Annotated in this window: 10 protein-coding genes, 1 tRNA gene and 1 pseudogene; 4 read left to right on the top strand and 8 right to left on the bottom strand. The window is 50.9% G+C overall.

Going from position 1 to position 9,393, the window contains the following annotated elements; all coding sequences use genetic code 11:
• Both HOLDEFILI_RS19625 and HOLDEFILI_RS20050 read right to left on the bottom strand, forming a co-directional pair.
• Window positions 1-297, bottom strand: a pseudogene (locus HOLDEFILI_RS19625) (hypothetical protein); the annotation flags it as partial.
• A gap of 110 nt (window positions 298-407) precedes the next feature.
• Complete coding sequence (locus tag HOLDEFILI_RS20050) at window positions 408-1,088, bottom strand: peptidoglycan-binding domain-containing protein (RefSeq protein WP_050766932.1); 681 nt, start codon at window positions 1,086-1,088, stop codon at window positions 408-410.
• A gap of 138 nt (window positions 1,089-1,226) precedes the next feature.
• Here HOLDEFILI_RS20050 and HOLDEFILI_RS06745 point away from each other — a divergent pair, with 138 nt between their 5' ends.
• Window positions 1,227-1,721 carry a peptidoglycan-binding domain-containing protein gene (locus HOLDEFILI_RS06745; protein ID WP_039864222.1) on the top strand — a complete coding sequence of 165 codons (495 nt, stop codon included), beginning with the start codon at window positions 1,227-1,229 and terminating at the stop codon, window positions 1,719-1,721.
• Window positions 1,722-1,790: 69 nt separating this feature from the next.
• Here HOLDEFILI_RS06745 and HOLDEFILI_RS06740 read toward each other — a convergent pair whose 3' ends face one another.
• The 6 genes from HOLDEFILI_RS06740 to HOLDEFILI_RS06715 form a co-directional block, all read right to left on the bottom strand.
• Window positions 1,791-2,294 (bottom strand): hypothetical protein, encoded by a 504-nt coding sequence (locus HOLDEFILI_RS06740; RefSeq protein WP_006058787.1) that lies wholly within the window; start codon window positions 2,292-2,294, stop codon window positions 1,791-1,793.
• Between the two features lie 84 nt (window positions 2,295-2,378).
• The gene (locus tag HOLDEFILI_RS18280) at window positions 2,379-4,313 is read right to left on the bottom strand and encodes a sensor histidine kinase (RefSeq protein WP_050766931.1); all 1,935 of its coding nucleotides are present in this window, start codon (window positions 4,311-4,313) and stop codon (window positions 2,379-2,381) included.
• Complete coding sequence (locus tag HOLDEFILI_RS06730; RefSeq protein WP_006058785.1) at window positions 4,288-4,983, bottom strand: response regulator transcription factor; 696 nt, start codon at window positions 4,981-4,983, stop codon at window positions 4,288-4,290. Before HOLDEFILI_RS06730 ends, HOLDEFILI_RS18280 begins: the two co-directional genes overlap by 26 nt.
• An 82-nt stretch (window positions 4,984-5,065) precedes the next feature.
• Window positions 5,066-5,755: a M48 family metallopeptidase gene (locus tag HOLDEFILI_RS18275; RefSeq protein WP_006058784.1), complete on the bottom strand. Its 690-nt coding sequence runs from the start codon at window positions 5,753-5,755 to the stop codon at window positions 5,066-5,068.
• A gap of 141 nt (window positions 5,756-5,896) precedes the next feature.
• Window positions 5,897-6,922 (bottom strand): DUF4097 family beta strand repeat-containing protein, encoded by a 1,026-nt coding sequence (locus tag HOLDEFILI_RS06720; RefSeq protein WP_006058783.1) that lies wholly within the window; start codon window positions 6,920-6,922, stop codon window positions 5,897-5,899.
• Entirely contained in the window at window positions 6,919-7,236 is a 318-nt protein-coding gene (locus HOLDEFILI_RS06715) for a PadR family transcriptional regulator (protein ID WP_006058782.1), read from the bottom strand. The genes HOLDEFILI_RS06720 and HOLDEFILI_RS06715 overlap by 4 nt, the downstream gene beginning before the upstream one ends.
• Window positions 7,237-7,367: 131 nt before the next feature.
• On the opposite strand from HOLDEFILI_RS06715, the gene cpaB reads away from it, so the two are divergent.
• The 3 genes from cpaB (at window position 7,368) to HOLDEFILI_RS06700 (ending at window position 9,317) form a co-directional block, all read left to right on the top strand.
• On the top strand, window positions 7,368-8,084 hold the full coding sequence (gene cpaB / locus HOLDEFILI_RS06710) for a Flp pilus assembly protein CpaB (protein WP_006058781.1): 717 nt from the start codon (window positions 7,368-7,370) through the stop codon (window positions 8,082-8,084).
• Window positions 8,085-8,216: 132 nt separating this feature from the next.
• A tRNA-His gene (locus HOLDEFILI_RS06705) sits at window positions 8,217-8,293 on the top strand.
• Between the two features lie 184 nt (window positions 8,294-8,477).
• Window positions 8,478-9,317, top strand: coding sequence for a DegV family protein (locus HOLDEFILI_RS06700; RefSeq protein ID WP_006058780.1), 840 nt, complete (start codon window positions 8,478-8,480; stop codon window positions 9,315-9,317).
• Window positions 9,318-9,393: the final 76 nt, after the last annotated feature.

Genomic DNA, 9,393 nt, shown 5'->3' with positions numbered 1-9,393 from the left:
CGCGATCGCGGTATTGACGCTCGGCGTAATCTGAATCGTCCGCGGATCCAGATTCGCCATACTGCGGGCCTTCGCCCAGGCGCATACCCGCTCCGGCAGCACCTCGTCAAATTGTTGGTAACCATAAAACGGATGCGCAGCCCGCTCCACGATCGCCTGTTGGATTGCCGGGCAGCATGGCAGATCCATGTCCGCCAGCGTCATCACCAGCGCGTCCTCCGGCCGCTGTGCCGTTTTAGCCTGGCTGTACTTAACGCAGTGCGTATTTCTGCGCTCGATGCGTTCATCAAAATTCATTCCTGATCTTCCCCTCTGTTTTTTCCATTATAGCACCTTTCAGAGGGGATTTCACAACTAAGAAAATGACCCTGAATCAGGTCATTCCCTTATTTATCCTGGCTTCATCCTCAAGCCGCAGTTTCTTCATCAATCCCCGGAATCGGACGCAGCTGAGACATCAGCGCCTCCCAGGTCAGCTTTCCAAGGATGCCGTCGGCCACCAGTCCGTGATCCCGCTGAAAAGCCCGCACCGCCTGATCCAGTTCTGCATCAAACACGCCGCTGATCTTCGTGATCGGATATCCCAGCGCCCACAGGGCGTCCTGCGCTACGCAGACCTCAGTGTTCTTATCTCCTTTTTGAATTTGCGTAAACGGTACAAAATCGCTCGCCGCTTCATTCTGATGATGCAGATGGGCTTCAATCCGGGTATGTTCCAGATCGGTAATCACATCGAACAGCTCCTGATCTTCAGCCAGCGTTACCAGCTGCTGCAAGCCCGGCAGCGACAGATTTCTTCCCATATCGACAGCGGTCCCCAGCATGTGCGTTAAAATCATCGGCTCCTCGGCGTCCCACGCCCGCCGAAACGCCCGGCTGACGCGCGGTTTCTGGCCGTACCGGCGGATTAGCTCATCCGTCGACTTTAAAAACCGGCACGTCGACCAGCCGATCGTGCGGCTGTGAGAATTACGCATAAATTCACCGACCGTAAACCGGCAGCAGGCCGTATACGGCATGTTATCCGAGCAGCGCAGCGAATAGGTTTGCATTTTGTCGGTTTGATCGTTGTAAATCAAGATTCTCATGGTTTTCACCTCCAGTATACCGTATGCGCCACGTCCGGTCAGGAAAAGGCCAATAACCAAATGAATTCCCGTTAGGCACGTTCCCTTGCGGTCTTCCGAACGTTTCATACCCTGTTAATGAAAGGAGGATTTACTCATATGGCTTATGTTATTCGCAGAGGGTATACTGGCTTAGCGGTCAAGAAGATGCAGCATTATCTTAACGTGCTCCGCACGTCCTACCCTGACCTTCCTGTTTTAAAAGAAGACGGCTCCTTCGGATCCGCCACAGAAAACGCCGTCATGATTTTCCAGAAACACACCGGTTTAACCGCCGACGGCATCATCGGGACTTTAACCTGGGATAAAATTATCGCAAAATACAAGGCGGCCCCCGGCCCCGGACCGGATCCCGATCCGGATCCCGGCACGGAACAGCCGCCGCTGGAATACGGCGACACCGGACTGGAAGTCCAGAAAATGCAGAACTACCTGAACAAGCTCACACTGCCGTCAACGCCGATTACAGCCGACGGAGTTTTCGGCGCCAAAACCGAAGCCAAGGTCATCGCGTTTCAAAACGCGCACAGTCTGACCCCGGACGGCAAGATTGGCGAAAAGACCTGGGATAAGATCATCGCGCTGATCGACTAATAGAAGCAAAAACCGGAATTTTCCTAATGGGAAAGTCCCGGTTTTTCCTGTTTCTAACTGTGTTCCGCGTTATTTCTGCGGATTTTCCGGATGTTCAGCCTGACCGACCGCTTTTTTTACCGTCTGTAAATAGTTCTGAATCGTGATCGTGCACTGTGTCCGCAGATCTTCATTGGCCGCTTTGCCTTCTTCATCAACTTCCACCGCGTCTAAGCCGTGCGCGACGATGTAATCTTCCAGCGCCTTGATCTGCTCGCTCCAGCCGGCAATCGCCTGTTCGCCCAGCTTATACTGATCGCCCAGCGTCTTCTTCGTCGTCTCTTCCGTAATCTCATCGATCGAAACCCAGCTGATCCGGCCGTCTTTCATTTGCACAGACACAATCGGCGTTCCGAATGTCGTGGTTTCTCCAACGATATCGCTGGCTTCCGTGATCGCCGGATCAATGGTCGGCGAAGCGGATGGGGACGTACTTGGCGAAGTGGTCGGCGTGGGCTGCGGATTTTTCTTATTCCAGGAACAGCCGGCCAGCACCGCCAGGCAGATTCCGGCACACAGAATGATTTTCTTCATGAAACAGCCTCCTTTTCATTCTGTCCTTAGTCTGCCCCGTCTCGGGATTTTCTATCAGATCAGAATCCAGGAAAGCGATCGCACCTACATTTCCGCCGGTTCCTGCGACAGCTCCGCAAAGCGAATTTCAATTTTAAACAGATCGCCGTCGGCGCTGACCTCAATCTGACCTTTCATCAAAGTCACGAACGTTTCCGCTATGGCCAGCCCCAGTCCGGAGCCTTCGGTTGAACGGGAGACATCGCCGCGGACAAACCGCTCGGTCAGAGAACCGGGATCAAATTTCAGTTCATAGTTCGCAATGTTTTTAAAGCTGATGCAGATCTGGTCGTCCTGCCGTTCAATCTGGATGTAGACGTGGGTATTCTCCATTGAATATTTGATCGCGTTGGTAATCAGATTATCAAAAACGTTATACAGACGACCGCCGTCGGCCAGAATATAGCCCGGTGTTTCAAGATATTGAATCTTGAATTCCAGCGAACTGGCTTCGATCTTTTCATCCAGCTCCGCCAGCGTCTGCATCAAGAGTCCGTTGATTTCCAGCTTGCGCAGATCCATCTGCAGGTTGCCGCTGGCTGCTTTGGAAATCTCAAATAAATCCTGAATCAAATTCTTCAGGCGGACGCTTTTCTGGGTGATGATCCGCACGTAATCCCGCGCGTATTCCGGCTGGATTTCCGCTTTCGTCAACAGATCGGAGTAGTTGATCAGCGAGGTGATCGGCGTCTTTAAATCATGCGATACATTCGTGATCAGTTCAATTTTCAGCTTCTCGCTCTTGAGCTGCTCCTCCACCTGATGACTGACGCCTTCGCGGATCTTTTCAAGATTGTCGCTGACCGGCTGCAGCGGACTGCCTTCACTCAATTCAAAGCTTTCGTTAAGCCGGCCGCGGCGGATATTCTCGACCTGCTGCGCCAGCGTCGCCGAATCCTGCATGAACATCATCATGCGGCGGATATACAGAAACAATACGAGAAAGGCCGCCGCAAAGATCAGCACAAACACCAGAATCCCCAGAAAGCCTAAAAAGGAAGAAAACATCATCGTCCATAAAATGAACGCGCAGACGACCTCGAAAACCACTAAAAGCAAAAACTCCGTCAGCCACTTTTTCTGATACCCATACGGGCCGCTGATCAGCCGGACAGTTTTCATCGCGGAATTGAAAATATTATGATGGAAGGGTTTCAAGCCGTAGAAATGCAGCTCGTTCACCAGAACGTACAGCTCCCAGAACGTCACAGTCATCGATAAAGGCAGCGGCAGCCACAGCGACAGCAGCATCATCGTTAACACCAGGCCTAAACCGAGCTTCACCTCAATCCAGAAATTCGCGGTAAACTGCGCCAGACCTTCATTAAAGGCTGTGATCGGCCCCCGCTTAAACACGCCGTAGGCCAGCGTGATGAAAAACAGACATAAAGAAGAATAGAAACAAATTTTAAGGTTATTCATCGATTCCTGAAAATAGGTGTAGCTGTAATACATCGGCGTGTTGTAGGCCAGCTGATCCGGGATCACTAACGCCAGCCGCTCCACTTTCTCCTGCGAATACAGCTTGAGCAGGCTGACCGCCATCTCCGCAGTTTCCCGGGTGATCGTCTTCTGATCGATCAGGAAATAACCGCCGCGGTATGTAATCTGCGGCGTCTCGCCCTGCTGCCAGGTCAGCGTCAGCATCCCTTTGCCGCCGTATTGCTGCATAAACTGATCATAGGTCAGCTTTAAATCATCGTCGCTGTTAAAATAAATATCCTGCTGCTCGACGACATAGTGCAGATTGTAATACAGATCCTCCTGCACCTCCATTGCCAGCGGCGAGTCGTCGTAAAGCAGCTGCGCCAGATCCTGCAAGCTCTGCTGAATCATCGTCTTCGGATACAGCGCCTGCTTGCCCTGCGGGGAATACAGCGTCTCCACCGTCAGCGACGAGGTGAACAACAGCCCGGTCATCAGCACGAAAAAAAGCAGGAACGCCAGAAACCCGCTAGTTTTTTTCGATCTTGTATCCAATCCCCCACACCACCTTTATATACCGTGGATTCTTCGGATCAATCTCAATTTTTTCCCGAATCCGCCGGATGTGCACCGCGACTGTGTTTTCACTCTGAAAACTGGTTTCGTTCCATACCCGTTCATAGATCTCGTCGATCGAGAACACCCGGTTCAAATTCGTAAGAAACAGCTCCAAAATACGGTATTCGATCGGCGTCACCTTGACCGGCTCGCCTTCCAGCGTTACCGTCTTGGCTTCCAGATCAATGCTCAGACCGCCGACCTCGATCACCGTCCCGGTTTCCGCCGTCGCACCCAGCTGCATGTAGCGGCGCAGCTGCGACTTGACCCGGGCGATCATTTCCAGCGGATTGAACGGCTTGGTGATATAATCGTCCGCTCCGATATTCAAGCCCAGCACTTTATCCATATCCTCGGATTTAGCGGACAAGATGATGATCGGAATGTTCGAGGTTTCGCGGATATGCATGATCGCCTGAATCCCATCCATTTTCGGCATCATCACGTCCATCAGAATGCAGTGGATCTTCTGTTGATTCAGGATTTCCAACGCTTCCAGTCCGTTATAGGCTTTAAATATTTCATAGCCTTCGCTTTTCAGATAAATTTCGATCGCGTCGGCGATTTCATGATCGTCGTCCACGACTAAGATCTTATAGTTTTCCATAAGCCCAATCCTCCCCGATTCTTTATTTTATAACCTTATCAAATAAATCTTAAGCGTTTCCATTCTTTTCCTTACAGTTTTCTTACAAATCCCCATTTAACAGGGCTTTCCGCACTTCGTAGTCCGGCATGTGATGCAGGATGACGGAATAAAAGCGCTGCGAATGGTTCGGTACGATCAGATGCGCGTATTCATGCCACAGCACTGAATCGACGCAGGCCAGCGGATAATGGACCAGCTTCAGATTCAGCGTAATCTTTGATTTTGCCGGAATACAGCTGCCCCACCGGCTGGTCATGCGCCGGTAGTGAATTGAAGGCAAAGCGAGATGATAATCCGTGACCACCTGATCCCAGCGCGGACGCAGACGTTCCACCTCGGCTTCCAGGCTGTTCTTCGCGAACTGATCGAATGCGCGCTGCTTCGTTTCCGGCTGCGTATCCGGGCCATAGAGAACTAGCCGGTCAGGCAGCAGCCGCGCTTTGCCCCTGCCGATCACCCACTGCAGTTGTACCGGCTTGCCATAAACCATAATTTTACCGGCGGCCGCCGCTTCCGCCTGCCGTGTTTGCTGGCGGGCCAGCTTTTCAGCGTGCGCGGCAATCCAGCTGCGCTTAGTTTCAATAAACCGCAGAACTTCCGCATTCGAACAGGCATACGGCGCACTGACAAGCAGTTCATCCGGACTTTTCAGCCGCAGGATTAAATTCCGGATCGGTTTGCGCTGAATCGTCAGCCGCAGCGTTTTTCCATTGATATTCAAGCTTTCCATCGCCGCACTCCTTTTGAGTTTTTATTATAGCATAAAACCGGAAACAGCGAAACGGTGCCCTGAGGGACACCGTTTTCCTGGAATTTGATTCCTATTTATCCATTCGCTCTGCAAGCAGAATTATGCTTGACGATGACGTTGTTAATCGCTGATTTTAAAATCGCCGCTGATCGTCTTGGCCGCAATCTGCGCGTGTTCATCGCCGGCTCTCAGCTGCCGTCCCTGGCGCTGCAGCGGCAGACTGATATGTTGACGCAGATCGCCGGATATCGTTGAGAAGCTGCAGACAAAGCCGGTCGTGCGCGGTAATTTCAGATGGATATCGCCGCTGATGGTATCCAGTTTCAGACTTTCCGCCATTTCAATGGACAGATCCAGATCCCCGCTTTTGCTTTCCGCCAGCACTGCCTGGAAACGTCCCTCAACCTCCAGATCGCCGGAGGTGGTCCGGAACTTGCCAAGCTTGCCTTCCGCCCGGGAGATGTCGAGATCGCCGCTGACCGTCGAAGCTTGAATCAGTTCGCCGCGCACCGCCGCGTGCACATCGCCGGAGGTTGATGTGATCTGGACAGCTTCCGCGTTCAGCGCGCGGATTTCAAGATCTCCGCTTTGCGTTAGAGCCGCAAATTTGCCGCAGTTCACGGCTTCCGGCAGTCGGATATCACCGCTCATTCCAGTGATTTTAACGTCCAGACTGGCTGACGGCAGCGTGACGTCCAGCCGCAGATGTTCACCGGCACCGGCTCTCAGCCAGCTGTTCTGCAAGCGCTGCACGCGGATTCTGTATACCTCGCCGTCCTGGAAGGTTTCCAGACGATAATTATGGACCCGCAAAGGATTGCGGCTGTCATAGAAATCCACCAGCACCTCGCTGCCGGTTCCCTGTCTGACCGTGATATCCGCGCTGTCCGCTTCAATCGCAACCGCGGATAACAATTCGCTGTCTGTCTCAGTTTCCGCCTGTGCCTGACGATGCGGCCGCGTATTCAATTCGCTGATCAGTTCAGCCGGATCGCCCAGCTCCTCGCTGATTTCCTCCTCACTGCGGCCCTCGCTTAAACCTTGATCAAAATGATCGGTAAAATCCTGAAGAATTTCCTTCGCGGTTGTTTCGTCAACGGCCTCCAAATCCATCTGCAGCCGTTCCATGTATTCTTTTCTGTTCATGCTTCTCCTTTCCGGATGAGTTCATCCACTACTCTTACAAATTCTTGCCATTCGCCTGTCAGCTGATCTTCATGGGACCGGCCTTTTTCCGTCAGCCGGTAATACTTGCGGGCCGGACCTTCCGCGGATTCGACCAGATAGGTTTCTACATCGCCGTCATCTTTGAGCCGTTTCAAGATCAAATACAACGTTCCCGCCGCCACGGTCATTTTCTGCGAGATGGCCTCGGTCAGCTCATAGCCATATTTATCACCCTGCGCTAACAACGACAGCACGCACATTTCCAGCACGCCTTTCTTAAACTGAGCGTTCATCCAATCCCTCCTTCTAACAAGATAATAACACTAGCTATTCTACATTGCAATATACTATTTATTAAAAGTTTAAAAATTTTAGGGGGTTATTTGCGATTTTCCGCAATAGTTATAGTAGGAGGATTTTATTTATGAAGAAAAAAATCGTTTTCACCCTCACCGCCCTCACTGCAGTCCTTGTCCTCATTTTCAGCGGCATTTTCTTATTCCGCCGGGAACTAACCCGGCGCCTGTCCCTGGTTTCTGTTCCGATCAGCGTTTCCACACTGCCGCCCCGCCATCTCATCACCGTTGACGACCTGACGTGGATTGACGTTCCTTCCGCCTATCTTCAAGCTGATATCCTGTGGGAGGAAGCGGAATTGGTTGGTTTGTGGACACGGCTGGAAGGCACGATTCCCGCCGGTTCCTTTTTCTATCAGGAAATGCTTGATGCGCCGGAAGCGATGGCAGATTTCAGCGTCACGTTGTTGAACAAAGATCAGGCTGTCTTCCCGCTGGCCGTAACCATCAGCGAGATCAGCGGTCAGCTGATGCAGCCCGGGCAGCAGGTCGATCTCTATGTTTACGGGAAATGGCCGGAGGGGCAGGAAATGATGGACTGCCTGCTGCGCGGCGTCCGTGTACTGGAGCTGCAGAACCGCAACGGCGAACGAATCGGACAGGCAGATGATACGCTGCCTTCAACAGTACTGTTAGCCGTTGACCAGACCTATCTTGCCTATTTGTCCATTGCGGAGAAAAAAGGCCGGATCGAGTTATATTTAACCGCAAGCAGTTATGCCGAACCTGAATGTCAGCTTATGGAGAACAGCGAAGTACTCCGCTGGTTAAAGGACGAGCGCTAAACTTTCCTTCGTAATCTTTTCTTTTTTCACTTTCTGAAGTGGAACTTAACTTTTCAGTTGAGAAAACTTTTCTTTTTTCAAATTTATGCTTTACAAATTCCGCCATCTAGGGTAGAATAGTATTCGCTGATGGCGGTCGTGGTGAAGTTGGTTAACACTCTGGATTGTGGCTCCAGCATTCGCGAGTTCGAGTCTCGTCGATCGCCCCATTAATAGTTCGCACAGGACATCTGGTTTCAGGTGTCCTTTTTCTTAAAATGACAGATGAAGCCGGAAATTAAGCAATTTTAAAGAATTGTCTAATAAATCCCCAAGAACCGGGAAAACTTAGAAAAGTCTTTCCCAGTCCGAGAATGTCTTATGGTATAATTGTAAAGCACGAGGTGAAAACAAATGCCAAAAATAGCAGTGATGACGGATTCGTCCGCCGATATTAATACACAACAAGCAGAACAAATGAATTTGGCCGTCATGCGTTTCCCACTCATGATCGATGGTCAGGAATACATTGAAGAAACTGAAATTAAAACGCCGGAGTTCATCAGCCGGATGGAACAAGGAGCTGTTGTTAAGACCTCTCAAGCCCATTTAGGAAAGTTGATCCAGCAGTGGAAAGATCTATTAGAAGAATATGATGAAATTCTCTACATTCCCCTTTCGTCAGGATTAAGTGGCTCTTATCAGTCGGCTTTAACAGCATCCGCCGCTTTTGACGGCCGGATAACCGTCGTTGACGCACGCTTTGCCTGTTATCCGCTGGCTTGGCTGTGTCAATGGGCACAGGAGCAGATTCAGGCTGGACACAGCTGTGAAGAAATCAAAAATAAAATCGAAGAAGAAGCTGATCTTTGGGCAGCGCTGATTCCGGAAAAACTGGAATACTTAAAGCGCGGAGGACGGATTTCCGCAGCGGCTGCCGCATTAGGTAATCTTTTAAAGATTGTACCGATCCTCAAGGTAGAACATGGCGGCATCGACGTACTTGGCAAAGTCCGCACCGTCAAAAAAGCTTATCAGGTAGGACTGGATGCGATTGCCCAGGTTAACGATCCATCTGAATATGAATGGATGATCGTCGAAGCCGACATGAAGGAAGAAGCTGAAGATCTGAAACGTCAAATGGAAGAACGAATCGGTCAGCCCGTCACCATCCACGCGATGGGACCGATCATCATGGCCCATACTGGACCACGAACCTTAGGTTATGGACGGGTTAAAAAACTGAAATTCTAAATCGGAGCAATCCGATTTTTTATTTTTTCAATCGTTTAAAGGCTTCATTACTAAAGCTATTCATTCCCAAAATCCA

Origin of the sequence: Holdemania filiformis DSM 12042 (assembly GCF_000157995.1) — a bacterium.
GTDB lineage: Bacteria > Bacillota_I > Bacilli_A > Erysipelotrichales > Erysipelotrichaceae > Holdemania > Holdemania filiformis.
The sequence above is the reverse complement of the archived record's forward strand: the minus strand, read 5'-3'. Positions and strand labels throughout refer to the sequence as shown.

What these genes read in the sequence shown, in the direction of transcription:
- HOLDEFILI_RS20050 (WP_050766932.1), bottom strand. Translation starts at nt 1,088, where the DNA reads ATGAGAATCTTGATTTACAACGATCAAACCGACAAAATGCAAACCTAT.
- HOLDEFILI_RS06745 (WP_039864222.1), top strand. Translation starts at nt 1,227, where the DNA reads ATGGCTTATGTTATTCGCAGAGGGTATACTGGCTTAGCGGTCAAGAAG.
- HOLDEFILI_RS06740 (WP_006058787.1), bottom strand. Translation starts at nt 2,294, where the DNA reads ATGAAGAAAATCATTCTGTGTGCCGGAATCTGCCTGGCGGTGCTGGCC.
- HOLDEFILI_RS06730 (WP_006058785.1), bottom strand. Translation starts at nt 4,983, where the DNA reads ATGGAAAACTATAAGATCTTAGTCGTGGACGACGATCATGAAATCGCC.
- HOLDEFILI_RS18275 (WP_006058784.1), bottom strand. Translation starts at nt 5,755, where the DNA reads ATGGAAAGCTTGAATATCAATGGAAAAACGCTGCGGCTGACGATTCAG.
- HOLDEFILI_RS06720 (WP_006058783.1), bottom strand. Translation starts at nt 6,922, where the DNA reads ATGAACAGAAAAGAATACATGGAACGGCTGCAGATGGATTTGGAGGCC.
- HOLDEFILI_RS06715 (WP_006058782.1), bottom strand. Translation starts at nt 7,236, where the DNA reads ATGAACGCTCAGTTTAAGAAAGGCGTGCTGGAAATGTGCGTGCTGTCG.
- cpaB (WP_006058781.1), top strand. Translation starts at nt 7,368, where the DNA reads ATGAAGAAAAAAATCGTTTTCACCCTCACCGCCCTCACTGCAGTCCTT.
- HOLDEFILI_RS06700 (WP_006058780.1), top strand. Translation starts at nt 8,478, where the DNA reads ATGCCAAAAATAGCAGTGATGACGGATTCGTCCGCCGATATTAATACA.